Origin of the sequence: Lactiplantibacillus plantarum, from assembly GCF_014131735.1 — a bacterium.
In the GTDB taxonomy this organism is placed as follows: Bacteria; Bacillota; Bacilli; order Lactobacillales; family Lactobacillaceae; genus Lactiplantibacillus; species Lactiplantibacillus plantarum.
Genome location: NZ_CP039121.1, coordinates 1,090,325 through 1,115,098, shown reverse-complemented (window position 1 = coordinate 1,115,098; position 24,774 = coordinate 1,090,325). Strand labels below are relative to the sequence as shown.

General features: G+C 43.6%; 24 protein-coding genes. 3 read left to right on the top strand and 21 right to left on the bottom strand.

Annotated elements, in window-relative coordinates; all coding sequences use genetic code 11:
- Nucleotides 1-155: 155 nt before the first annotated feature.
- Nucleotides 156-1,511, top strand: a complete 1,356-nt coding sequence (gdhA, locus tag E5260_RS05100) for an NADP-specific glutamate dehydrogenase (protein WP_003643310.1) — start codon at nt 156-158, stop codon at nt 1,509-1,511.
- A gap of 83 nt (nt 1,512-1,594) precedes the next feature.
- Here gdhA and E5260_RS05095 read toward each other — a convergent pair whose 3' ends face one another.
- The 3 genes from E5260_RS05095 to E5260_RS05090 all read right to left on the bottom strand — a co-directional run bounded on the left by E5260_RS05095 (nt 1,595) and on the right by E5260_RS05090 (nt 3,032).
- Nucleotides 1,595-2,158, bottom strand: a complete 564-nt coding sequence (locus E5260_RS05095) for a hypothetical protein (protein WP_003643308.1) — start codon at nt 2,156-2,158, stop codon at nt 1,595-1,597.
- A 169-nt stretch (nt 2,159-2,327) separates the two neighbouring features.
- A complete protein-coding gene (locus tag E5260_RS15435) occupies nt 2,328-2,459 on the bottom strand; it encodes a hypothetical protein (RefSeq protein ID WP_003643307.1) in 132 nt (43 codons plus the stop codon).
- A gap of 132 nt (nt 2,460-2,591) precedes the next feature.
- A complete protein-coding gene (locus E5260_RS05090) occupies nt 2,592-3,032 on the bottom strand; it encodes a hypothetical protein (protein WP_003643305.1) in 441 nt (146 codons plus the stop codon).
- A gap of 200 nt (nt 3,033-3,232) precedes the next feature.
- Here E5260_RS05090 and E5260_RS05085 point away from each other — a divergent pair, with 200 nt between their 5' ends.
- The gene (locus E5260_RS05085) at nt 3,233-3,433 is read left to right on the top strand and encodes a hypothetical protein (RefSeq protein WP_003643304.1); all 201 of its coding nucleotides are present in this window, start codon (nt 3,233-3,235) and stop codon (nt 3,431-3,433) included.
- A 149-nt stretch (nt 3,434-3,582) separates the two neighbouring features.
- Here E5260_RS05085 and E5260_RS05080 read toward each other — a convergent pair whose 3' ends face one another.
- The gene (locus tag E5260_RS05080; RefSeq protein ID WP_003643303.1) at nt 3,583-4,449 is read right to left on the bottom strand and encodes an alpha/beta hydrolase; all 867 of its coding nucleotides are present in this window, start codon (nt 4,447-4,449) and stop codon (nt 3,583-3,585) included.
- Complete coding sequence (locus tag E5260_RS05075) at nt 4,442-5,749, bottom strand: PTS sugar transporter subunit IIC (protein WP_003643302.1); 1,308 nt, start codon at nt 5,747-5,749, stop codon at nt 4,442-4,444. The genes E5260_RS05080 and E5260_RS05075 overlap by 8 nt, the downstream gene beginning before the upstream one ends.
- A 133-nt stretch (nt 5,750-5,882) precedes the next feature.
- Between E5260_RS05075 and E5260_RS05070 the strand changes: the two genes are divergently transcribed.
- The gene (locus E5260_RS05070) at nt 5,883-6,323 is read left to right on the top strand and encodes a universal stress protein (RefSeq protein WP_003643301.1); all 441 of its coding nucleotides are present in this window, start codon (nt 5,883-5,885) and stop codon (nt 6,321-6,323) included.
- An 829-nt stretch (nt 6,324-7,152) separates the two neighbouring features.
- On the opposite strand, the gene E5260_RS05065 is transcribed toward E5260_RS05070, so the two are convergent.
- From E5260_RS05065 to E5260_RS04990, 16 genes are all read right to left on the bottom strand, one after another.
- Nucleotides 7,153-7,527 (bottom strand): phage holin, encoded by a 375-nt coding sequence (locus E5260_RS05065; RefSeq protein ID WP_025015693.1) that lies wholly within the window; start codon nt 7,525-7,527, stop codon nt 7,153-7,155.
- Nucleotides 7,514-7,810: a hypothetical protein gene (locus tag E5260_RS05060; RefSeq protein ID WP_025015694.1), complete on the bottom strand. Its 297-nt coding sequence runs from the start codon at nt 7,808-7,810 to the stop codon at nt 7,514-7,516. Before E5260_RS05060 ends, E5260_RS05065 begins: the two co-directional genes overlap by 14 nt.
- Nucleotides 7,811-8,977 carry a LysM peptidoglycan-binding domain-containing protein gene (locus E5260_RS05055; protein WP_021356215.1) on the bottom strand — a complete coding sequence of 389 codons (1,167 nt, stop codon included), beginning with the start codon at nt 8,975-8,977 and terminating at the stop codon, nt 7,811-7,813.
- A 127-nt stretch (nt 8,978-9,104) separates the two neighbouring features.
- Entirely contained in the window at nt 9,105-9,539 is a 435-nt protein-coding gene (locus E5260_RS05050; RefSeq protein WP_003642832.1) for a hypothetical protein, read from the bottom strand.
- A 2-nt stretch (nt 9,540-9,541) separates the two neighbouring features.
- Nucleotides 9,542-9,991 (bottom strand): DUF1617 family protein, encoded by a 450-nt coding sequence (locus tag E5260_RS05045; RefSeq protein ID WP_003642831.1) that lies wholly within the window; start codon nt 9,989-9,991, stop codon nt 9,542-9,544.
- A gap of 6 nt (nt 9,992-9,997) precedes the next feature.
- Nucleotides 9,998-15,397 carry a hypothetical protein gene (locus E5260_RS05040; protein ID WP_003642830.1) on the bottom strand — a complete coding sequence of 1,800 codons (5,400 nt, stop codon included), beginning with the start codon at nt 15,395-15,397 and terminating at the stop codon, nt 9,998-10,000.
- A gap of 14 nt (nt 15,398-15,411) precedes the next feature.
- A complete protein-coding gene (locus tag E5260_RS05035) occupies nt 15,412-15,774 on the bottom strand; it encodes a DUF6711 family protein (RefSeq protein ID WP_025015695.1) in 363 nt (120 codons plus the stop codon).
- Nucleotides 15,775-15,787: 13 nt separating this feature from the next.
- Nucleotides 15,788-21,619: a hypothetical protein gene (locus E5260_RS05030; RefSeq protein WP_003642828.1), complete on the bottom strand. Its 5,832-nt coding sequence runs from the start codon at nt 21,617-21,619 to the stop codon at nt 15,788-15,790.
- 15 nt (nt 21,620-21,634) lie between these two features.
- Entirely contained in the window at nt 21,635-21,952 is a 318-nt protein-coding gene (locus E5260_RS05025; protein WP_003642827.1) for a hypothetical protein, read from the bottom strand.
- 53 nt (nt 21,953-22,005) lie between these two features.
- Nucleotides 22,006-22,404: a DUF6096 family protein gene (locus E5260_RS05020; RefSeq protein ID WP_003642826.1), complete on the bottom strand. Its 399-nt coding sequence runs from the start codon at nt 22,402-22,404 to the stop codon at nt 22,006-22,008.
- A gap of 99 nt (nt 22,405-22,503) precedes the next feature.
- Nucleotides 22,504-22,980 carry a phage tail tube protein gene (locus E5260_RS05015; RefSeq protein ID WP_003642825.1) on the bottom strand — a complete coding sequence of 159 codons (477 nt, stop codon included), beginning with the start codon at nt 22,978-22,980 and terminating at the stop codon, nt 22,504-22,506.
- Between the two features lie 8 nt (nt 22,981-22,988).
- Complete coding sequence (locus E5260_RS05010; RefSeq protein WP_003642824.1) at nt 22,989-23,354, bottom strand: hypothetical protein; 366 nt, start codon at nt 23,352-23,354, stop codon at nt 22,989-22,991.
- Complete coding sequence (locus E5260_RS05005) at nt 23,354-23,905, bottom strand: HK97 gp10 family phage protein (RefSeq protein ID WP_003642823.1); 552 nt, start codon at nt 23,903-23,905, stop codon at nt 23,354-23,356. The genes E5260_RS05010 and E5260_RS05005 overlap by 1 nt, the downstream gene beginning before the upstream one ends.
- 1 nt (nt 23,906) lies before the next feature.
- The gene (locus E5260_RS05000) at nt 23,907-24,254 is read right to left on the bottom strand and encodes a hypothetical protein (RefSeq protein WP_003642822.1); all 348 of its coding nucleotides are present in this window, start codon (nt 24,252-24,254) and stop codon (nt 23,907-23,909) included.
- Complete coding sequence (locus E5260_RS04995) at nt 24,254-24,586, bottom strand: phage head-tail connector protein (protein ID WP_003642821.1); 333 nt, start codon at nt 24,584-24,586, stop codon at nt 24,254-24,256. Before E5260_RS04995 ends, E5260_RS05000 begins: the two co-directional genes overlap by 1 nt.
- A gap of 11 nt (nt 24,587-24,597) precedes the next feature.
- Entirely contained in the window at nt 24,598-24,774 is a 177-nt protein-coding gene (locus E5260_RS04990; protein ID WP_003642820.1) for a hypothetical protein, read from the bottom strand.

The window sequence follows — 24,774 nt, the reverse complement described above, 5'->3', positions numbered from 1 at the left end:
TTATTGTTAGTCCGCCGAACCAAATCGAAAGCGCTATCAACAGCACGGTTTTACCACAATCACTAAAAATTCATCAAAATTTAGTTAATTTAACTCGTGCAATTTCCGAACGTGACCATTAAAATGAAGATTATAGTTAACTTATTCAAGGAAGGATGATCATATTGAGTCAAGCAACTGATTATGTCCAACACGTTTACCAAGTCATTGAACACCGTGATCCGAACCAAACCGAATTTTTAGAGGCCATCAACGACGTCTTCAAAACGATCACGCCAGTCCTCGAACAACATCCAGAATATATCGAAGCCAATATTTTGGAACGTTTGACCGAACCAGAACGGATTATTCAATTCCGGGTTCCTTGGCTCGACGATGCTGGTCATGCACGAGTCAACCGTGGGTTCCGAGTACAATTTAACTCAGCAATCGGTCCATACAAGGGCGGCTTACGGTTACACCCATCCGTTAATCTGAGTATCGTCAAATTCTTGGGCTTTGAACAGATCTTCAAAAATGCCCTGACCGGCCTACCAATTGGCGGTGGTAAAGGGGGCTCTGATTTCGACCCTAAGGGCAAATCAGACAACGAAATTATGCGCTTCTGTCAGAGTTTCATGACCGAACTGAGCAAGTACATTGGTCTCGATACCGACGTTCCTGCTGGTGATATCGGTGTTGGTGGCCGCGAAATCGGCTTTTTATACGGCCAATACAAGCGACTCCGTGGCGCTGACCGCGGCGTACTCACCGGTAAAGGTTTGAACTATGGCGGTTCGTTAGCCCGGACTGAAGCTACCGGTTATGGGCTCGCCTACTATACCAACGAAATGCTCAAGGCCAACCAACTTTCCTTCCCTGGTCAACGCGTTGCCATTTCTGGTGCTGGTAATGTCGCCATCTACGCGATTCAAAAGGTTGAAGAACTCGGTGGCAAGGTGATTACTTGCTCCGACTCAAACGGTTACGTTATTGACGAAAACGGTATCGACTTCAAGATCGTTAAGCAGATCAAGGAAGTTGAACGCGGTCGTATCAAAGACTATGCCGACCGTGTAGCCAGTGCCAGCTATTACGAAGGTTCCGTCTGGGACGCCCAAGTAGCTTATGATATCGCGTTACCTTGCGCCACCCAAAACGAAATCAGCGGTGATCAAGCCAAGAACTTGATTGCCAATGGTGCCAAGGTCGTTGCCGAAGGGGCTAACATGCCTAGCAGTCCAGAAGCCATTGCGACATACCAAGCTGCCAGCTTGCTATATGGTCCGGCCAAAGCTGCCAATGCTGGTGGCGTTGCCGTTTCCGCCCTTGAAATGAGCCAAAATAGTATGCGTTTGAGCTGGACTTTTGAAGAAGTCGATAATCGCCTCAAGCAAATCATGCAAGATATCTTTGCACACTCCGTTGCCGCTGCCGACGAATACCACGTTAGCGGTGATTACCTGAGTGGTGCTAACATTGCTGGCTTCACAAAAGTTGCTGACGCCATGTTAGCGCAAGGCTTAGTTTAAGCCAACTACATTTAATCGCATCAAAAAAACGGATTGTCATTATCGACAGTCCGTTTTTCATTATTATTAATCATAAAATCAAGTTAAACCTTATCAGCCGGATAACCCGTGTGCGCAACCAGTTGCGCGTAGGTTTCATGTAACGTCACGGCCGCGACCCGCCAGCCGACCTTCAAAAGCGGAATCAACCGCAGTGGGTCTTCTACCGGCACTTGATGTTCATGGGCGAACTTACAAATCGCCGGTAAAACTTCCATATCAGAATTAGCAAAATAATAATTACCGCTATCAGTCAGCACAAAGATCGTCGCCCGAAATGCGTGGCGTGGGTCGAGTCCTTCCGTTACGTGACATCGAATCGCACCGATCTGAATTCGCCGCGCCGCACTCAGTGGCATTTCACCCAGATTGCGTCCTTCTGGTGACCACAAAACGACCTTTGTCGGGGTCAGTTCGACCATTGCGTACTTCTCGCTCGACGTCCCCGATAAGCGCCGTAACCAGTTACGTTCTGGTTTTGGCTTTGGATACTCCTGTCCCTGAATCTCAAAATGAAATGGAACCACGCACTTTTGCGCCCGCTCAATGGCCCGATAATGACCCGCAATTTGATGGTTCGTAAAAACAGATGCCATTGGTTTAAACATAACACTCACCCCTCTCACCGTCAGTATACGCTTTCATGTGACAATTTACAGTGATTTCATCACGACAGTTTTCATTTTTTGTCGCAGTGTTCGGCTGAAAATAAGATAAAAATAGCGGCCAAATTACAGCGTAACTTGGCCACCACGATACTTACCAGCTTGGCTCAAACTATGTGTCAATATTCACTGCCCCTATGTGTGCTAACCGACTTGCGGTCACCCCCGCTTTGAACCATTCCGATAAGCCTGGATCAAAGTAATAATTGCTGAAGTCACCAATCAGACCTTCTGACCTCGTCATTGCAACCGCAGTTGCCTAGTCAACTCTGACCATCATTATTATAGCACCTTTGTTAACGGTTACACAACGCTAGAACTCATTCCTTAAGTCATCAAAAAAAGCTTGCCAGTTTGACAAGCTCTTGGATTACGCTTATTCAGCATCATTGGGCTGGCTATCATCAAAGTCAGCTGGCATGATGGCAAAGTTGCTAGCTTCAGTTGACAATAATGCTGCATAGGCCCGGACTTTGGCAGACAACGCTGGAATGATGGCACCATTCAAATTGTTCAACATTTCTTGTTCGTCGTCTTCAATTGATTTGTTGTCAGATTGACGTTCAATAATTCCCACCATCTCACCACTTAGGCGTACAATCGCAAAAACGGTCGCGGATAAGTCGAACATTTCTTCTTTATAGGTCACTTGTAATTGAGCCTGCACAACGTCATCGCCAAACGTCTTCTTAACATCTGGATTGGCGGTCGTATAGCTGAATTGCCCCTGACCAGGATTGTCATCGTCTTCAGAACGATCATAAACGATTTGGAAATGTAAGTCTTGGATTGCTGAGTTTAAGATTTCAATATTCATTTAGCCAAACTCCCTTTTATATATTACTCCCACCATAAAGGAAAACTTGGCAAAATACAATCAAATTTGCCGGCTTTTTGTGAATAATCCGTTAATATGCCGTTAACGTTTTGTAAAGTCAGTAACGGACCTTAGGTTGACGCTGACTCGAATTACTTATACACTAAATAAGGATTTTAGTTAAGGGGGGGCGTTCTATCATGTCGATCCACCGAGGATTACCAGTGCTCGTCATCCTGGCCGTCTGTGGCGGTTTACTGACCCTGCCGGCAACCAATGCACAAGCCTTGCGAGTTCGGGGAACCCGTGTCACAATGCGAGTCAAGCACCGGGCGAAGCCGTCGAAGCACCACTACTCGAAACGGTCAGCCCGCTCACACAACGCCAGGCATCATCATTAATTTATTGCAAATCTAACTAAAAAACGATTAGCGTCCCGGTTACGAGACGCTAATCGTTTTTGTCGTTCTATTCACTGCATGTATAACTTTCTTAACCAGATCGCTCACCAGTGTTGTCTTAACAGCAGTATCACTGCCACACAACGTAACTAATTTTGTACCCGTTGTGCGTTTTTTTGACGAACCTTGTCAGGCATCGTTTCAGCCAGTAAGTACTGTCGAATCAGGCTGACGATTTGCTTATTCTGTGGTAGATCGGAGTGCGCCGTATTCGCCCCCGTTACAGTAATCTCCGTAAAATGCTTGACCTGATCTTGAAAGATGTACTTACCGTAGTTAACGCTGTTATACGGCACCGTCCCATCACTGGTATAGTTTTCCGTCCCCGCAATCGAGTAAACGGTTAACGATTCCGGCAAACCAGTCCGATAACGGTAAAGTTCCTTGAACATGCTCGTCTTGGCGGTCGTACTTGTCGATTCCATATTGTACGGCGAGGCAATCGTCATTAACCGGTCAATATGAACCTTCGGACTTTCCTTTAGATAGCGCTCTAAAAAGAGGGTCCAAATGAGGCCACCATTGGAATGACCTAGCGCATAAAAGTGATTAAAGTGATACGTTTTGACCAACGCCTTAAATGCCGTATTCAACCAGACAGCTTGCTTATCAATATTAGCTTTACCATCACGATTATTCGCGAAGCCAATCACGATGAACGGCTCATTATCATTAGCAGCAATCGAACCACTATACTTAATTGTCCCATCCGTCTGAACTGTCAGCTTCAATACACTGTGTTTTTTCGGCGTTTCCTTCCCCAACTCGGTAATCAAACTATCAAACCGGTTCTGTGACGCACTCGATCCGGGGACCATAATAACTGGTGCCATCCGCGTCCGACCAGTGTTTTTCAGCGTCTTGATATTCGCTTGACTCCACGTGTAGGCCGGCCAACAGATCCCGACTAACAAACCGATTCCAAGAAGCCACCGCCACCAATATCGTTTAAGCATCCGCCTGCGCCTCCTCCTCAACCTGGTTTGCCAATAGGACAAATGGCAAGTAGACTGCTGTGGCTACCGCTATATTGATCAGACTAACGATGAAGGCCCGCCAGTCGCCACCAGTTCCCAGCCAACCGGTCAAGAAGCCCGGCATCGTTCTACCAACCGGATAAACGACCGGCGGCATCCATTGAAGCTTCAACGCGCACCACGTGATGACCATGCTAGCCAGTGGCGCTAATAGAAACGGAATCGCTAAAATCGGACTATAAGCAATCGGTAAGCCGACGAGCAACGGTTGGTTGATATTAAACAGTACTGGCAAGGCACTGGTCTTGGCCACCGTTCGATAATTACGGTTACGTGAACGCCACAAAATTGCAATCAATAACGCTAACGTCATTCCGGGACCACCTACGTTCGCAAACGCATCAAATAACGTATGGAGCGTTACTGGATTTGGCGCGCCCCACGCCGAACCGTGTTGCAACGCATATTCCAAATTTTGAACCGTACTTGTAGTACTGTTACCACTAAAGTCAACCGGACCGATAATCCCGATTAACCAGTATAAATTGCTGAGCGATGCCACGCCAATTATCGCTAGTAGCGACGCCCCCGGATTACTGAATGGTAAGGTGAAGACCGCGTAAAACAGGCCGTTTAATCCCCCTTTACTGACAAAACTAATACCATACCCGATGGCACTGAACACCAGCAAAGCAGCGACTATCGGTAACCAGTTCGCGTGTGCCCGCGCTAGCAAGTGGGTCTGGGTCTCGATCTCCTGGTGGATGTGTGGATACCGTGTCAAATGACTGAACAACCAACCAGTCAACAGGCCCACCAATAGTGCGAGGAAGATGCCCTGAGTTCCCAAATTATCTTCTAAAAACCGACTGCCAGCAGGCTGACCCTGGGTACTAAAAAAATTATAATTGATATTAAGCATGATAAAACTAATTGCCGCCGTCAATCCCGCTAACAGATTATCACGCTGGGCACTCCGCGCGACAAAATTAGCGGCTGAAAAAGCCGCAATCACGGCAAGGATGCCGTTGATACTCAGATTAAGCATCGTCGTGTAAGTTGCCAAATGTTTAAACCCCGGCAGCCAGTGACTGAGATAATAAATATGATTCAAAAAACCATTGCGCTGAAAGATTGCCTGGTTCATAAAACTAACGTACGCCCCAACTAATGCGAATGGAAAAAGCAGCGTCAACGTATCACGTAAGGCGCGCCAATAACGTTGCCGCTCAACGACCCGTTCAAAGGTCAATAGGCTGTTCTGTACATGCTTTAACATACCTAACCCCCAAAAGAAATTTACTGTCTATAATATACGCTAGTTTATCGGCCTTGCCCACTAGGTGCGTTTAATTTTATTGCCCGACACTAATCCATTATAATTATCGTAAAGATAACTGGAGGTGGTTATAATGCCAAGCCGTTACACAAATATTTTAGTACCCGTTGACAGTTCCGATGCTGCACAAGCCGCTTTTACCGAAGCGGTCAACATTGCCCAGCGGCACCAAGCAAACCTGACTGCGCTCTACGTGGTGGATGACAGCGCCTACCACACCCCCGCACTCGACCCGGTTCTATCTGAATTACTAGACGCGGAAGCCGCTCACGCAAAAGATGCCATGCGGCAGCGACAACAATTCGTCGCCACCACGTCCGCACCGAATTTAAAAACTGAAATCAGCTACGGGATTCCAAAACACACCATTGAGGACTATGCCAAGCAACATCCCGAAATTGACTTGATCGTGCTCGGCGCCACTGGTACCAACTCGCCCCATCGCGTAGCCGTTGGTTCAACGACCAGCTACGTCGTGGATCACGCCCCTTGCAACGTCATCGTCATTCGTTAATCGCAACGCCCGCTACTAGTCATTTGGACTGGTAGCGGGCGTTTAGACTAATACAGTATTCATTTCGATTTCATATCATTTGTGGCTACTTAAACCCAAAGCACCGTTCCAAGGTAACGTCACTAAAACGCTGCCCTGAAACGGTGCTTTCTAATATTCAACTGACCCCACCCGGAGTAGTATACGGTGGTTAGACACCAACATAGCAACGTTTTGTTTCACGACGTGCACCAAATGTGCACCAAAATTCCTAGGCGGGTAATACATAAAAAAATTCCCCACGCCGAAGCGCAGGGGAATTAATCAAGTTATAACTATCATCTAGAAACTACACTAGAGACAATTAATATTATACTTATTACTTGCTATTCTGTAAAGTCTTGTAGTTATCTAATTAGCTATATTGACAGCTAATAATGCTAAATCTAAACTCTCACTAACAAAATATACAGGCAAGCAACACAAAAAAATCTTCCACCCATCAAGCAGAAGATTATCCTCATCACTTCCGGCACCACTAACCGACAATCTTGGGGGGATTTGAAAGCTGTGATACTAATAGCAGGACAAGGGACATAATAACACTTGTCGGTTTATATCACAATACCGAAAGTAATCTATAGAAAAATATTAATAAGTCCTTGTTATATTAATCAGGTTTAATGTATAATAACTGTGTTCTTTATTATCTTAGGAGAAACAGAACACCCATTTTATTTATTTAAACATTGGGCCAGTCTTGACTGGCTCTTTTTTATATATTTTGTTAACAAAAAATCCCCCACGCCGAAACGCAGGGGATTAGCAAATTCAATATTTAATTATACTACTATTTACCTGCTTGTGAGGCGGATTCTGACGACTTTTCAGCGTCAGATGATGCAGAACTATCCGCTACAGCAGCTGTGGACGCTGGCCCTTGCACTTCATCAGCAACCTTATTAGTCGTTGCTTCGACTTGGATTTTCTCATTACTATCAACTGTTGGCGCTGCCACCGTTTGAACGTCAGTAATAACACCCAGCATCCCGAGGATCGTTAATACAGTATTAATAACGGCGACAATGGCTGACCAGTCACCAGTAAACTTAATGCCAAACATGGCAAAGATTTGTTGAATCAAAACGATCAGTAACGAAATAATCCCAGCAATCAACTTACCATTTAAACTTCCGTCGGCATTCTTAAAACTAATTTTTTTCATTTCCTTTGGCTTCCTTTTCATATAGATGTTTAAATTCAATGTCATGACCATCTAGCCGGCCTTCTACCTTAATGACCCGATTTTCAATCGCATTCATTGCTTCAGCATTTTGCTGCCTCACTTTTAAACTTTCATCGGTAAAATGGCTCAGCCGCTTGCCTAAATCGTTAAGCGGAATACGAACCGTTTTATTTAAAATCCAATTAGCCAATACACAAATACTAGTGACAATGGCAACAATGGATCCCCATTCATCCCAACCTAATCCTAATAGTGTATGCAATTACCGCACCACCAATCGCTGACCAGGATAGATAGTGGTGTAAATCGTTTTGCCGTTCTGACTAGCTAATGTAGTTATACTTAGGCCGTTGCGCTGAGCGATTGACCACCAGCTGTCGCCAGACTTGACTGTGTAATACGTATGAGTTGCACCACTCTTTACGTATTCCAGCGTATTGCTTGCCGGGCCGGTTGCTAGATAACCATAACCATTAAATCGTGGCTGACGTACCCAGCGATAACCATTCTGAATGATAGCTTGGTCAGTTTTGACCGTAGTCCCAGCTGGCAAGATAGCAATCACACTTGATGCCGTTGACGTGCCAGTGCGCAGCTTAACCGCCGTCTTGAGCGTATAGTTTTTTGACTCCTTGACCCACTTGACCGAATTAGATGGCTTGGAAGTGTTTTTGTTGGCCTCCTGGTTGTTATCATTAACGGCATCTGGATCGGTTGGCTTGACCGTTGATTTCTGACCAGCTGTGTAGTAATCAGTATAAAGTTGACTGACGTCAAAGCCACCGTAGCTAATCCGGAAACGAGCTGCCCCGGACCATTGCCAGGCATTGTTATTCGTATACCACTTCTGACCAGACATGACATAGGGGTAACCAGCAACCCAACCTGTTTTGCCCTTGATGGTCATCTTGTTGTTAGCCCATGATCCAGACGTATAAATGTCGGCCCGATAACCAAACTTCTGAATCTCTTTCATGAAGGCAGCATTGTTGCGGTCGTTGGCCGCTTGTGACAAGATTCCTTGTTCCTCAGCCGATTCTACGTCCGTTGCCAATACTGCGCCCACTGGTAGTCTGGCCGCTTTGGCTGCCTGACCAGCAAAGTCAGCTTCGGCAATTGCTTGAGCCTTAGTTTTATAATGGGCAAAGTGATAGCCGTTGACGTATAAGCCAGCTGCTTGACCATTAGCGATATTGCTAGCAGCATAGCCATCTTTGAAGGTTGTACCTTCACTAATCTTTACGGTAAGGGCCTTAACACCAAATTCATTACGCATCGAAACATACTCTGTCGTTGACATGTAGCCGTTGTTATTAGACACATCGACCATATCCATACGAGCAGCCTGACTGGTAACGTTGATCATTAAAAAGGCCATAAAAATGGCGCCCATCATTAAGATGAGTGCCTTTAATTTACGTTTATTCAATTGTCTACCTCCTATTTGTCATTCCTGATTGAACGGTCAAAAGCATCCTAAAATACACTGGCCTAGTCGTTTTAACTTATTAATTTTCAATTCACCATCTCTTCAAAGTTCATCTTTCACTTAATATTTATGATGTTGGCAATTCATTCTTAAGAATGGATTGCAGCACGCTCTGCGCCTCCGACATTGTAACATCGTCTAACTTCTTATCTGAAAAATCTGATTCAGTGGCAGTAACATTCGCATTCACATATGTGCCAGTTTCAGACTGATTAAATTGAGTGGATACAGATGAAATCCTGCCAGCAGTAAAACTCCACCCACCATTAACTGCAATTAGAGAGTCAATTATTGATGGAATCTTATTCATCGCACGTTTGGATAATTCTTTTTTTGTTAGATCATCGAAAGTTTCATCTTTAGCTAAGTCTGTCGGATAAATAGTGACATTTGCCGTAATAGTTACTCGACCTTCTACTTCGCCACGAAGACCTGCAATTACAGAACTCGTATTTCCAGTTCCATCGATATTATAAGAGATGCTAGTGTTTAATAGTTCCATTTTTATTCCCCTTTTCCATATGCTTTATCAAACTGTTCAAATACTAATGCGTATACTAAAGCTGTTTGCCCTTCCAGCTCATACGGGTAATCCTCAAGTGCATTAAATAAAGCTTTCATTCGTGCAGAATATGAGCTAATTTCAATACTTACTGGTTCTTCTACTAATTGGTCAAACTCTTTTTGAGCTTCTTCCATAGTATATCCATCTTTAAGAATAAGCGTCTTTTTGTCTTCCTTATAGACAAATTCCCCATCTTCATCGGTTTTAAAAAAGTTCTTTTGCGTTGCTAATTGGTCAGCATTAAACTGCTTGTTCAGGTCCTCAAGTCGATTAATTAACCATGTCCGCCCGAGAGAAGCTCGACCTTTAAGCTTAAACTCTGCCATAGTGTTTCCAATTGATACTAGTTGCCCATTTTTGAATGTTAATACTTCTTTTCTTGCTGTCATAATTGACTATACCTCTTTCGTTTGTTTGATTTTGTTTTCCAATACAGTTATGCGATCTCGATAGTTACGAATTAATGGAATAAGAGCCAATGCTACCCGGTCATACTGAATACCATTGACCTCCCCTTTATCATTGTACTCAACAAGTTCGTTCAGACCAGCATCATCCAGATCATCAGCAATCATTCCGAAATAAGTTTCCGGGTCTTTAGCATCAGGATTGCGAGTCTTTGCTAATACTTCTTCTTTGTCTTTCCAATGTGCAACTGGAACTTCTAGGAGTTTATCCCCCATCTCGGTTTCAAATGTTCGAACAATCTCAGTCTTATACTTAGCGGCGGAAGTTGACATAACTAATGCACCATCACCTGCCAAGTATGCATTTGCAGCATGAGATGACGTATGAGGGGACTTTAGATAAATGTAGTTGGCCTGCATACTGATGTTAGAACCATTCATGCCCGTACCTGCATGACCAGTATCACCGACTTTTATATACGGCGATATGCCTATACCATCGGTGAACTCTTTGCCGCCAGATATAAGAACGCCTCGCTCTGCTCCACCAATCTTGGTTGCTTGCCATCCGCTGGTTGCATGGCCTCCAGAAATACCTGCAAACTTTTCTTCCCCCATTGGTGAAGTAAATATGTTGCCGTCATTAGCTCGGTTAGTAACCACAAAATAGTCACGCCCCCAGAAAGTTGCACCACCCCAAGACGCCCCCGCCTGAGCGTTACTGATACGAACATATGGTGTAGCTTGACTTGAGAATAATGTTGGTTGGATCATTTGAATTTCCCCACCAGATATAAATACACGATTATCCTTATTCGCAACTGAAATGTACTTGTTATTAATATTAATATCAATTCCATTATCAGATGAGTGGATACGGCCCGCCTGGAATTCAACATTACCACTATTCAGATTAATTGATAAGTTACTACCTTTAATTGTACCAGTGGTTATATTGTTCGCATTCAAATTGATTACATTTATATTCGCAGCGTTGATAGTACCTGCAGTAAGTTTATTGGCACTTAGGTTCTCAATCATGGCGTCCTTAATGACCGCCTTATCAATATAGGTATCAGCTGTGATATGCAATTTGCTACCGTATATCTGAATTCCTTCAGGAGAGATATTAATTGCATTAATAACCCCAGCCTTTTCGACACGAAGATTGATCCGGTCATTAGTTTGATTGATATAAGAATATGCCTTCTCAAGTTCAGCATTAGTTGAAATATCAGGAACAAAGGAAGCAGCTTTATCTCCTTGATTAAGCATTGGACATATCATAGCAATATGCCCACCACCATGGACTCGAAATGAAAGACAAACTGTTTCAGTTCCAGCCGGAGGAACAGCGTTTTCAACTTTAATTAATTCTAGTCCACCGCTGCTTTTATGCGTTTCCTTATACCCAATACGAGCACCTTTAGTGTCGTAAAATTCCACAATGATCATCGCAGCAATTCCAACGGTATCAACATTCACATAAGCACTAGCAGACCATGGAGTTGAGATATCTTGTCCAATAACAATTTTTCTTGAGAACAAATTATACCAACTACTGTTGTCCGTTGTTACTGGCTGATTAATACAGATTCCTTGATAACCGTTAACCCATGCCCAAGCATAATCTGACTTATACCACATAGTAGTTGTCCCGCCGGTCCAAGAGGTTCCATCCATATAGTCGTACTGGAACTGTGCATTAGTGACCATATTCCGCTTGCCAAAAGTATTGACTTGTCCTACCACAGAGGTTATCTGATTATTCAATTGAGTTACTTTAGACTGGTAAATGTCATTATCAACCTTTCCACGCACTGTTGTTTGAATTGCATCGACTGTTTGAGAGATGCTTGAAAGTGCTGTGATTGTCGCATTGTCCAACGGACTAGTGGAATAGTCAGTCGCATTAACTCCAACTTCAAGTTTCATTCTCCGGAATCGGAATACAGTCGTTGAATCGAAGTTGAATACTTGCCAGCTCAGGTAAAATGCGGTTGCATTCGCAGGTATTGTGAATGTGTACTTAACTTTTACAAACCCAGAGGTATTAGTAGCTAGGCCCCCAGACTCGTTACCGGAGTAATTCGCCCAACCACCATTTGATTGATATTGTGATCTAAAATGAACGGAGCCTTTGCTTACATATACTTCACCCTGAATGGTATAAGTTTGTCCAGGCTTAAGATTATGCATACTAGCGTCAATTGCACAGAAACGGTAGTACATTTCGGAGCCCGTAGGTTTTGTCATTTCAATGTAGCTGTCATTTCTTGTCATAGAAGCATTGTACACAGGGCTGGAAGTATCACCTTGGACTGATACAGGTCCAACACCATTGTCTGCAGTATTGGCAAGTAAATTAGTTCCCACAGCACTATCCGTCACCTGTTGCTGAACTGTCATTAAAGTGCTATTAAATTCCGTAGCACTTGCCTGCAACTGACTAATATTATGTTCATTAACAGCATTGGAAGCATTTAAAGAATCAAAGCTAGCAACTAAAGACTTGTTCGTTGCCTGCAGGGTTCCAATGTCCTTAGTTTGCTTACTCAAAGTATCATTGACGGTAACAAATTGAGCTTTAAGCCCACTGGAATCAGCTTTCAAATCATTAAGACTTGTCGTCTGTCCATCAACCGTAGTTTTAACACTTGACAAAGTTACACTAAGACTATCTGAAGTTAGCTTAATCTGATTCTGTGTCCATGTCTGGGTGGCGTATCCGTCAAGATCTTTTTGCTCAATTTTCTTAGAAATATCGAGTTGCATACCGTCCACAGTTTGCGAAAGCTTGGAGAAAGCACTCACGGTTGCTGTGTCTTCTGGATTTACTGAGAAATCAGTCGCCACTGACCCCTTTTCAAGTTTCATCCTCCGGAATCTCAAAATCGTAGTCGAGTCATATCCATCAACCTGCCAACTAGTGTAAATAGCTGAAGCGTTATCAGGGACAGTGAAAGTATGGCTGACATGAACAAAATCGTCACTATCGGAAACTAAGATTTCGGATATTCCGGTGTCATAGTTTGCCCATCCTCCAGTGGTCATACGTTGCGATCTAAACCTGACAGCACCTTTGGAGACTGACACATCTCCCTGAATGGTGTATGTTTGACCTCGTTCCAAACCGTGCATTTCATTTGTTATTGGTCCACCGAAACGGTAATACATTTCAGGAGAAGTGGACGGCGGAGCAGTTACTTGGCTGTAGTCTTCAGTTCTAGATAAGAACCCAGATACAGACATGTCACCGATACTCATTTTAACAGGATGACTTGCATCATTATCGTCACCGGTGTTCAGTAACAGGTTAGTTCCAACAGCACTGTCTTGGACTTGTGTCTTGACAGTCATCATCGTGCTATTAAGTTCTGTGGCCGTTTGACGAAGCTGGCTAATATCATTCTTATTAGTCGCATTATCAGTAGTAAGTGTATTGAACCCACTGGTCAATTCTTTGGATGTAGCTTGCAAGGAACTAATATCAGTAGTGTGCTTACCGAGAGTATTATTGACAGTCGTAAACTGGCTCTTAAAAGAACTTGAGTCAGCCTTGAGGTCATTAATACTGATAGTCTGACCGTCAACAGTCGTTTTGACACTGGACAGGGTCGCATTTATTCCATCAGCAGTAACTTTAATCTGGTTTTGCGTCCAAGTCTCAGTAGCGTAACCATCCAAATCAGTCTTAGTCAGTTTTGTAGCTAGACCATTCTCTAACTCTGCAATGGTCATAGTTGAACCATCAGTTAGAGTCTTGTAACTCTGGCTGACCGCTCCGGCTATTTGCTTGGCATCTTTAGAATCAGCTGCAGCAGAAGAGGCCTGTTTAACGGCAACACTAGCATCACTTTGAGCGCCAAGTGCACTAGCTAAGGCACTCTCTGCCTTTTGGTCAACTTTTCCGAATTCCGAGGCTGTAGAGTTTGCTTTAGCAGCTGCGGAACTAGCGTCGCTTTGTGCACCTACTGCTTTATCCATAGCTTGATTAGCTAATGCATTTGTATCATCGTACTTAGCCGCAAGCTGGGCAGCTTTATCAATGGCCGCTTTAGCTGTATCTATACCAGCCTTAGCTTCCAGTTCCACTTGGTCAACTTTCGCTTTCACTTCTTCCCCAGTAGTGTCCGACACAGTAAGTACCCATTTACCAGTTCCATCTGTCTGACGCTCGTAAGTCCACAATTCAACTTTATTACCGTTCTGCTTGTACCAGATATCGTTAAATTTAGCTCCGTATGGCGGTTCAGTTGTATCTGTACCATAGATATAGTTACCCGAAGCACCTTGTCGTCCACCTAAGTCAGCAACATATTGTGATAGCTCACCTCGCCAAGCATAGCTGCTACTAGAGGTTGAGGTCTGATCTGCTTTAGAAACAGCAGACAAACTGCCATCAAACGTCATAGTATAACCATTATTAGGCACGTTGAACTTGTTGCCTTTAGTATCCTGTAGTGTTAGCCAATCGCCAGCTTCTATTGCAGGATTGCCAAACCAATTCAAACTGAAAGGGTAGAAGGTCAAGCTTTGTAACTGTTGCCATATTGATGCTAAACGATCCATTGTCATCAAATTGTTGGTGAGTTTAATCTGTGATCCTGACGTTGCCCCTACTTGAAGCGTGTTTGTAGTTTCGGTACTCTGACCTGTTGAATCCGTAGTAGTCGTTGTGACCTCACACTGAATACCGCCAATTTTGTATGGTGCTTCATTTTTTGTTAAGCCACCTTGTTCGTATTGGCTCGGATCTAATGTATAATCTGACTCTGCAATCGTGCGAATTGTTAATTTGCCGTCCCTATCAAACGTTGCAAATCCAGCATAAAATTGAGCAATCATACCAATTGCATTTCGATACGTTTGACCGGTAATAGCACTGGGTAAGTTAACTTGTACAGGCAAATGACTAATGTCAGTTGTATTAAGTAACACGCCAGCCAAATTTGCAATTTCTGCAATCACACTGGTCATTTTCGCAGGGTAAGTTAACTTAGAAGTGTAGGTACCCTCCAATAGACACATCTGGTCATATGCCTTAATTGTTGTCTCATCGTTGTTTCGGTCCATTTGAATGTCATCTGATACGATAAAAAGGCCAAGCGAGCTATACTCATAGCCATTAGATGTTTTTATACCAATCTTAGGCAATACCGTCATGCCAGGTTTAAGTCCTTCAATTAAGTGTGAAAACTTAATTGTCACGCTGTTTTCATAATTCGAGCCAATACCAAACGTATCTCCAGTATAGCCACCTGCGTCATATGAAATGGATGCAATATCTGTCGTTTTATAGTCAATCTTGTTAATTGTGACAACTGAATCCAACGTCCGTTCAGTTGCCTTCCATGCAGCGAGGGCTAAATCAGATTGCTTAATCATTAATTTTCACCCTCCTACTGTTCAATGAAGTCCATTGAAACATTCTGCCAAATATAATCTGATGTTACTGGATTAAGTGTATAAACCGGCGCAGTCCGATCACCAACATAAAATGTTTTGGTCACTACTGCACCTTCTTGTGGGTCTAAATAACTGCAAGAAAAAAACTGTCCAGAGACAGCTTTTAGTATTGTGCTATTCTCGGCCAGTGTTAGCGGCCCCCATTTTACTGTTAACTTGCGTTTGATTGCGACACGGTCTCGATGCAAAAGTCCATTCGCGTCACGCGATGCTCTTGCATCGATATCTTGAATTGCAACTTCTAGGGACTGTGGTGCTTTAACCACTGTCCCACCAATCTTCAGTGAATATGTCAATCGTAATCATCTCCTATAGTCTCAACATGTTTTTACCATTCTTCTGATTTACCGCGTTAATGCCTTTAATAGCAGCATTACCGAACTTCTCATCGCCAACTTGCAACGTCAAGTTCACATTGATTGGTTGATTGTTCATGCTGCCGCCAACATTTGTCATTTGTAAGCCCTGTACAAGCGCATTAACGATGCTTGTTCCGAGCTCGTTAATGCCGCCACTATTCACGCTCTGTGTACTTGTACTACTTGGCTGACTAGCCAGGTTGCTCATATCCATCGACTGAGTTAAAGCTGTGGGCATTTGTAGGCCATCACTGAACGTTTGTCCCATGAAGCTTAGTGCCTGCTTAATCAATTGCATTGACCGTGGAATGTTAGTTAAAGGTAAAACCATTTCCGGCTTATTCTGTTCAGCCACTTCGATCATTTGATGAGCATCAACAAGACCACCATTAGCAAAACGGCGGTGCCCAATCGGTCCACTGTGCAACCAATCAAATTTAGGCGTGCCCCAAATGACTGTATGACCAGCAGCATTGTAATAGTCTGAGTTATTCAGATAAGCCAATACTTGGTCAAATGATGATCTGAAGTTATGATGTCCAGGAAAAGCAAATGCATCAAATGTTGACTTGACATACTGTAGTGGTCCACCTGCAGGATTACCAGCTAGCGAGTTCACATCAGTAATTGTCTGCGTAATATTTCGATTCCCGGTCTCTGACTTAGCCACTTCAATGATATCGTGTTGCATCTTTGACCACCGCGATTTAGGAACTTTAGTCATCTCGAGTGCGCGACTAATCATTGAATGAGTGATTGCACCACCATTTGGTCCTTCGCTCTCGCCGTATTCTTTGAGAATCTTACCGACCCAACTTTTAGCACTATCAACACTAAAATCCACCATACTTTTAGCAACATCTAGCGGATAGCCGCCTAAGCCGGTAAATTTAACAAACTTGTTCATAGCAGCTTTCAATACTTTTTCAGGGTGCGTGACATCGTCCCAGATATCACTTGCCGTATCTTTCACACCATTGGCAAAACTGCCTACACTGTCCCCTATACCACTGAACAAATCACCAAAATTCGGCATGCTAAAGTTGAAACTTGGCAAATTGAAGTTACCAATACTTGAAAAGTCAAAATCAAAGTCTCCAATACCACCAGCATAGTGTGGCACCATTGCTGTTGCTTTACGAGCCGTTTGAGCCGCATTGAGAATTTGAGTACCTCTCGGAAGATTGACCATCATATTGCGAACTGCTGGGAAAAGACCTGTTCGTCCATTTGGTAACTTGTATGCTTCGCGATACTTATCACCAACCTGATCATTAACGATTGCTGGACCACCTTTATGGCGACCACCAGTTGCAAATGACGGAACACTCCAGTGGCTCAATGACTTTGCTTTGCTGGAGGCACCTACGTGATTGAGAATCCATTTAATGCCATCGATAACGCCATTAACGGCTTTTCCAATCGTACCAATAATTGCATTAGCAACATCCGCAGAACCCTTTTTTACAGACTTCCAACCAGATGAAAGACCGCCACCAATTTTACCGCCTAAACCACCGGCCCATTTTGCAATTGTTTTACCCGTGCCAGTTCTAAACGAGGCAACCCAATTACCTAACTGAGTACCGGCTCTTAACGCAGCCGTCCTAGAACTCCCCATTCCAGAACTAGTCTTCGAGCCTAAACTTCCAGCCCAACTAGAGACAGTCTTACTTGCGCCAGTTCTAAAGTTATTAACCCATGAACCTAACTTACTACCCGCATTCTTGGCTAATCGTTTGCCATCTTCGACTTTAGTATTAACATTACTACCGATATTTGATGCCCATTTTCGAATACCGACGATTGCACCTTTAGATTTGCTCGTAAACTCAGACGTCCAGTTACCAATCTTTTTACCCGCTTCTTGAGCGGCCTTTTTACCATCAGAAACTTTCTTATGAACACCGCTGCCAATATTCGACGCCCAAGTATTAACGGTTCTTTTAGCGCCGCCAACAAAGCCAGTAGTCCAATTACCAATGTTCTTTCCTGCTTGTTGAAAATCCTTCTTGGCATTTGTTATATGAGTTCCAACTTTTTTACCAACACTCTTAGCCCAATCGGAGGCTTTACCCGGTAATTTCGATGCCCATTTAAGAATATTCTTACCTGTTTTTGTATCTTTAAGGAACCAGGAAGCAATCGTGCCAACCGGATTAATAATAAAACCAATTATTTTAGTCCAATTTTTAGAAATCCAATCGATTGAATCACCAAACCATTTGGTTATATTCTTCCAAACAGAATTACAAAAATCTCTAAATTTCTTATTATGTTTGTATAGCGCGACGAATCCAGCAACTAATGCAGCGATAGCCAATACCACTAATGCTACTGGATTCGCGTCCATAACTACATTCAATGCAGCTTGACCAACAGCAGCCAGTTTAGACCACACAGACCAACTCTTGAGCGCCTTCCAACCATCTGCTAATGCAGTAGCATAATCTGACCACTTCATTTTTGCAAGCGACCATAATGTCTTCACGTTGCCAACAGCTTCTTCTAGCTTATCAATTCCAGTAATCCCTTTAAAAAAGTCTCTGAGAACATGCCCTTTACCACCAATAGTAGCCGCTTTGTCAGCTAATTTTCCAAGTAGTCCTATTCCATTACTTAGCCCCGTCATTGTTACTTTAAATGCAAACATAGTTACTAAGACTTTCGCCATTGCTTCAACGGCCGTATGGTGTTTATCTACCCAACTGGAAATCCCACCTAATGCATCTGCTAACTTCTTAAGCATGCCAACGATAACTCCACCAGTCCACTTTGCTAATGGCTCAAGGAACGAATCCCATATCCATTTAAAGGCTGGCTGTGAAGCTTGAATAATGCGGTGAAGCAACTTAAGCGCCGCAGCTAATGCATCGAAGAAAGTTGGGATTAAATTAGTAATCGTGTATTTGGCCAATGGTAACAGGATATTTTGATATCCCCAATCCAGGCCGTCCCATACATCTTTGACTACTGGTCTAATCGCTTTTAGCAATCCATCAATCGATTGTAGTAAGGGTGTGAAATTAAGCTTAGAAGCCCACTTAACGGTTGCTCCTGTCATGTCGTTTAACGCACCCAAAATGTCATTAACCATACCGAGCAGCGTTTTAAAAATAGATGTACCAACGCCGCCATGTTGCCAAGCCTTGTCAAATTGGCCGCCAAGTGCACTAACAGTATTAAAGATGTTTGTGAATATCTTGTAGAGATTTGATGCAATTTTCTCACCCGCACCACTATTCCAAGCATTACGAAATGCTACTGCAATATTATTAAGCACTTTTACTACAGCGTTCAATGCATTTAAAATTAATTGAATAAGCTTGGTACCAGTGTTGCCATGATTCCATGCATTATCAAACGCCTTAGCGATATCACCAATCAGCCCGACTAAATTTGTCACCAACGTAATGAGATTGGCAAAAATCCGTTCGCCCAGATTGCCGCCATTCCATGCACTACGGAATGAAGTGGCAATATCGTGGATCAGTTTCAATACATTATTCAGCGAATTGAAAATAGTTTGGACTAGCTTAGTACCACGACCGCCGCCACCTTCCCATGCTTGTGAGAACGCTTTGGCAATATCACCAATAATGTTAAGCATGTCTGCTAACAGCTGTAAGATAGCTTCTACTGTCTTCTGACCAGTACCGTTGTCCCATACATGCATAAACGATCGTCCAACATCGCTGAGCGCTCGTTCAACCTCTTTCCAAGCATACTTAGCAGCATCCACTACTGAGTTACCCTTGGCGTCCCAAGCTGCCTTCATTGGGTCGAACAGCTCACCTAAAATTTTTTGCAGTTTTTTAGCTGCATCAGTTGCGCTGTTGAATGGCTGACCTAATGGTACGCCGAAATTGACACCATCATCACCAGCTCCAGCATCAGTACCATCCGTCGATTGCAGTGGCGTACTTTCCGGTGCGTTTTGTGTTGGCGTTGAATCTGGTGCCGTTTGTGTTTCCTGCGGAGTAAAAGTCTCCTTTGGCTTTTTATCATAAGAGTAGTCTTCATCATCATTGCTCTTATCAAGAACATTCAGTTCATCAAAGCCCATCAAAGATTGCATGAGCTCTTTATTCTTTTTCTTGGTTGCTTCCATTGAGGCCTGGGACCGTTTATTTGCAGCCTCAATTGCTGCATTAGCAGCACGAACTTTGGCTGCACCTTGCTTATTAGACTCCGCAATTTGTCGATTTGCTTCACGAACTGAGGCTGCTTGAGCTTGATTTTGAGCGCGTATTTGTGCATTAGCCTCACGAACCGACTTTGCCTGGGCAGCGTTTTGTTTTCGAATCTCTTCGTTAGCCTTCTTAACAGAAGCAGAAGCTTTACTAGAAGCTGAGGCCGTGTCATTCAGTGCCTTAGACTGCTCATAAAGGCCCTGCGCACCTTGTCGAGCTTTGGAGTAACTCATACCCGTTAGTGCTGACGTGAACTGTGCCAACCATGATGTGGCTTTAGATAATGATGACATTAACGCATTCACGGCCGGAAGAACAAAGTTATAAATCGGATAGAATGCTGTCAGTAAATTGACCTTGATTTGATTCAGACTACTTGCAAACTGCGCGTTCGTCTTAAATGCTGTCATCATCCCAGTAGCAAGTTGCGTCAAGCCTTGGTACAGCAACCCAAATACGATTAATTGTGATGGGAGGTACTTCAACTGCTGGGCAATGCCGCCCAGGGCCCCACTGGTCCGTCTAGCACTAGAAGAGGCTTTGTTCATTGAAGAACTACTACTATTTCCAAAATTGCGTATCCGACTTGTTGCACTTTGAATACCGTTGCTAATGCGACTGAACCAATTAGAAGGCCCCTTACCGGAACCTGATCCTTTATTCATTGCGCTACTTGCCGCACTGCCGAAACGATTATACGAACCTGCCGCTCGTGTAGCAGCCGTCCCGGATTCACCCATCTCAGTATTGAGCTTACCAATTACAGATTTAAGTTCGTCACCACGATCAGAAACATAAGCATAGCTCTTGTTCAGACTATCATTGGAATTAATGAGCTTGTTCATCTTATCGCGTGTGCTCATGATGCTCTTTTCAAGTGCCGTGCTTTGCTTGGTCAGCCGGTCGCTGGCACCCATCGTCTTCATAGAATCCTGAACATCACGATAGGAGCCCTGCAACGCCTTCAACTGACGCCGATAGGTTTCAATTTTAACTTCGTTTTGATCCATAGCTTTAGAAATCTGCCGCAGTGAGTCCGGCACCGCTTTAAATTCTTGTCGCATTGATTGGGCTAGAGCTTTAGCTTGGTTTTGATAACGCGTCATCTGAGCTTGAGCGGACGCAACCTGATTATCAATTTTAATTCCTTGCGTCCCATTCTGTTGAGCGGTATTCAAGGACGTTTTTTGATTCATTAAGTCACGCATCTTGGCTTGAGCAGCTCGGGCCTGATCCATCTTTGCATTGATATCACTCAGCATGGCCTGTAAGTCCTGTTTTACCTTAACCCGGCTACCGGTAAACATCTTGCCAGCATTCTGGTTGACCTTGCTAGCCCCGGTAGATGTCGAGCTACTCATTCGTTCGAATGCAGTTTTGATAGTCTCGTTCAAACCGGACAACTGGTCTTGCAACTTTTGAACACCTTTAGAAACATCCATCGACTGCTCGGTCTTGTCCATACCGGACCTCGCACTATCAGCGGTCTTCCCCATCAATTTATCAATCATCGGTTGAACCTTGGCAAATTGTTGTTCCATTTGTTCAGTGTTCACTTTGAATAGCAGTTCAATTTCTTCAAGTTCCACGTTGTTTCCCCCTTCCTATGTAGTTTTTTTGAATTTTCGGGCTGTCTTAATCTTTTGCGATTGCTGCATTAGAAGCAACTGGTCCCGTTTCCATTCAGGAACAGAATCCGACGATGTACTAGTCGCTGTTTTGATAAATGGATAAGCCTCTTCAACCGATGGCATTTTGCTAGGGTCGTTCAAAGCAAATGCCATCATCTCAGCTTGCTTGTGATCCATTACCGCTCTCATTCGCATATCATCTATACGGTTACGATTATTTGCGATTACTTGAACCATGAGTTCACCAAAATCAAGTTCCCAAAAGTGGTCAGAATCAATCCCAGATTGCACGGCCAATGGGTAAATAGCACTTAGCAACTCAGAAACAGTCTGGTAATTATTGCTTAAAGTGTCGTCTCGGTCGTTGGTTCGTTGTCCAGAGTGACTTCCGATTCCGTATTCGTCTTCGAAGCCGAAGCTGTCTTGCCGAAAAAACCAGATTCCTGGAATAAGTCTGTTAGCACTGTAAATAAATCCATTGGGGCATGACCTTCATCAAAATATTTTTCAAAGGCAGCAAAAATGTCGTTATCAGTAACGCCGTGAGTTTGGTTCGAACCTTGCAATACGATAAGCATTTCATTCAATGGTGGCAATTTCATTCCGCCATCCGCACTCATAAAGAGCGACATCATAGATTTACCCAAGCGTTTTTCAATATTCAAAATATCACGGCCTGTTAACTTTAATTCAAGTTGTAATCCACCCATTTCAAACTTCTTAGTTGCTTTCTTTACTGTCATAACGTAGTTCCTCCATTTTTATTATTCGTCTCATATCAGCCTGCTGGCCTACTCGTCTCTTACTCAAGTTAATTATTATCTGGATAAAATGTGACGGTTCTAAGCTCCGGCGCTACTACTGGCCGTTGCAAAGTCCGGTCCGTCCGATACGATAATCGAAATCGTGTATTCAAGTGCTCCGTTGACAGCAACGTTACCCATTTTGACGGTATATGAGCCAGTGAAAGAAGCTGTCATCCCATCAGGATAAGTGACCTTCCATTTATATTGCTTATTGTCACCATTGTGCGTTAAAGCCGTTGCAAAGTTGCTGCCCTTGTACACAAAGGTAAAAGCTAACGTTGATGTATTTTCAATCCCAGGAACTGACTTCTTTTTCGTATCTGATAAATCAGTCACATCAATATTTTCTGGGTCTGAACCCATGTCAGGAACGGTCTTAATACCGCCAATTTCATCAAACTTAGTGCCATCCACTGACATTTCAAGCTTGGTCCCTGTTCCGGCAAGCCCGGCACTAGCGTCTGCAGCAAATCGTTGTAAATCAAATACTGTTAAATTCTTTTTCAATTTCAATCATCCTTTCAACTTTCAAATACGCGGTGACTAGTGTTATCAACAACACCAGTAAATCGTAATACAGTGCGATTCACACCCGCTAAATTGCTATCACCAACATCGCTTGAAAAGCCCATATCACCAAATGATGACATGAGCTTATTCGTGATTGCCGTTGTGCTACCTTCTTTTAAGAAGAGGTCAATTGTGATCGTCCATTCCGTTTGCAACTCTTGCTGATTAGCATCACGAAAATAGGCTTTATGTGCCGTGTTGTATACAGCGATTGGGAACACCGTTAAATTATCTGGGTACGTGGTTGAGACCTGTTTAATTTCCGGTATAGCCGTTAGTGCTTGATACACTACTGACTTCACATTAATAATTACCATCAACTACCCCCTAATTTGTTATGGAGTGCGGCCTCCACACTCTGCTTAATCATCTCTGGTGCCTCACGACTGGCTTGTTTGACGGCGGGGGTTAAAAACTGGCGGGCGGGTTGACCGCTTGTCCGATAGAATGTGTGTCCGTCGATTTCGATTTTAGGCATACCATACAGTTCACTCAGGTCAGTATCAACGTCATCAGCAGGAATGAACCAAGGCGTTTGCCTGTACACTGGTGTAAATCCATCGGGTAAATCTTTTTGCGACTCCTCACCCACTCGTCCAGTACCGAGCTCACGAAATAGCGCTACTGGGTCATCGGACCAGACACGACCGACAATCTTGCCATCACTATCGACAACCTCATATTTAATACTTCGAGCTAACTCACCATTTCCATACTTAACGCTGGATTGAAGTTCTTTGACTGCATAGCCCTCTGCTTTCTCAACAACATCAAAAGTAGCATCCCAGATGGCATCGTGAACCACACTGGGCATTTTTTTGAGCTGAGCTTTCAGCTTATCACTGCCACGCCATTCAACTTTAGCCATCCTATTCGCCTCGTTTACGTTGCTCTAAAGTGATATTTTTATGGGTGCTGAATGTTTGTATCGAATTGATAACGTAATCTGGCTCGCTATCTTTAGTAACATTGACACAAACACCCCAATTTTCTTGTTGACCTTCATTGATCTGATTACCTTGATACTTACCAGATTTAATGTACTTAAGGTCTTTGCCCCAGATTTGCGCATTCACTGAACCGCCAGCAGCTTGAATGTTCATCCTCACTGCAATTGGATTGCTCCATCCCGCCGTAATGACATTACCTTCATCATCGTGACCTGATTGTTGTTGTCGTAAATAAACAGTTGTCAGGTCTGTTGGTCTAAGGCGCATTAGAATCGCCTCGTTTTCGCGACTCGGTAAGGTGCTAGCGCGGTTTTAATTATGTTAGGTAGTCCCAGTTCAAACGATTGAGAAACGCCGCCTTCTGACCTCGATGCTTCGCCTTCTGTTCCTTGCTCGTTGTACATGATAATGGCAAGCCGTTTTGCCTGAATTAGAATCGGTGTCGAGAGTGAAGACCGGGTATAATCCAAGCACGTTTGAACAGCGTCATCAAAGATGTCATCAACCACCGCAGCATCCGGTGTGTCTTTCTCAACACCTAATCGCGTATATAGTCTTGTCAATTGTCCCTCCTTATCTGGTGGGCTTGGTTTAGCCATACGATCATCCTCTATTCTTCGTCGTCTGTTTCTAACTGAGCATTATCGGCAGTTTTCTCGTCCTTCTGCTTATCAAGACAAACAAAAAGCTCATCATTGAACGCGTCTTGCGTAATGCTGAGCTCATCACCTTTTTTATACCGAGTATCTTTATACCGAATTGGGTAATCTTTAACGCGAACCTTCAT

Bases quoted from the DNA above. Each gene is read 5' to 3' on its own strand.
- gdhA (WP_003643310.1), top strand. From the start codon at position 156: ATGATCATATTGAGTCAAGCAACTGATTATGTCCAACACGTTTACCAA.
- E5260_RS05095 (WP_003643308.1), bottom strand. From the start codon at position 2,158: ATGTTTAAACCAATGGCATCTGTTTTTACGAACCATCAAATTGCGGGT.
- E5260_RS15435 (WP_003643307.1), bottom strand. From the start codon at position 2,459: ATGACGAGGTCAGAAGGTCTGATTGGTGACTTCAGCAATTATTACTTT.
- E5260_RS05090 (WP_003643305.1), bottom strand. From the start codon at position 3,032: ATGAATATTGAAATCTTAAACTCAGCAATCCAAGACTTACATTTCCAA.
- E5260_RS05085 (WP_003643304.1), top strand. From the start codon at position 3,233: ATGTCGATCCACCGAGGATTACCAGTGCTCGTCATCCTGGCCGTCTGT.
- E5260_RS05080 (WP_003643303.1), bottom strand. From the start codon at position 4,449: ATGCTTAAACGATATTGGTGGCGGTGGCTTCTTGGAATCGGTTTGTTA.
- E5260_RS05075 (WP_003643302.1), bottom strand. From the start codon at position 5,749: ATGTTAAAGCATGTACAGAACAGCCTATTGACCTTTGAACGGGTCGTT.
- E5260_RS05070 (WP_003643301.1), top strand. From the start codon at position 5,883: ATGCCAAGCCGTTACACAAATATTTTAGTACCCGTTGACAGTTCCGAT.
- E5260_RS05065 (WP_025015693.1), bottom strand. From the start codon at position 7,527: ATGAAAAAAATTAGTTTTAAGAATGCCGACGGAAGTTTAAATGGTAAG.
- E5260_RS05050 (WP_003642832.1), bottom strand. From the start codon at position 9,539: ATGGAACTATTAAACACTAGCATCTCTTATAATATCGATGGAACTGGA.
- E5260_RS05045 (WP_003642831.1), bottom strand. From the start codon at position 9,991: ATGACAGCAAGAAAAGAAGTATTAACATTCAAAAATGGGCAACTAGTA.
- E5260_RS05040 (WP_003642830.1), bottom strand. From the start codon at position 15,397: ATGATTAAGCAATCTGATTTAGCCCTCGCTGCATGGAAGGCAACTGAA.
- E5260_RS05020 (WP_003642826.1), bottom strand. From the start codon at position 22,404: ATGACAGTAAAGAAAGCAACTAAGAAGTTTGAAATGGGTGGATTACAA.
- E5260_RS05010 (WP_003642824.1), bottom strand. From the start codon at position 23,354: ATGGTAATTATTAATGTGAAGTCAGTAGTGTATCAAGCACTAACGGCT.
- E5260_RS05005 (WP_003642823.1), bottom strand. From the start codon at position 23,905: ATGGCTAAAGTTGAATGGCGTGGCAGTGATAAGCTGAAAGCTCAGCTC.
- E5260_RS05000 (WP_003642822.1), bottom strand. From the start codon at position 24,254: ATGCGCCTTAGACCAACAGACCTGACAACTGTTTATTTACGACAACAA.
- E5260_RS04995 (WP_003642821.1), bottom strand. From the start codon at position 24,586: ATGGCTAAACCAAGCCCACCAGATAAGGAGGGACAATTGACAAGACTA.
- E5260_RS04990 (WP_003642820.1), bottom strand. From the start codon at position 24,774: ATGAAGGTTCGCGTTAAAGATTACCCAATTCGGTATAAAGATACTCGG.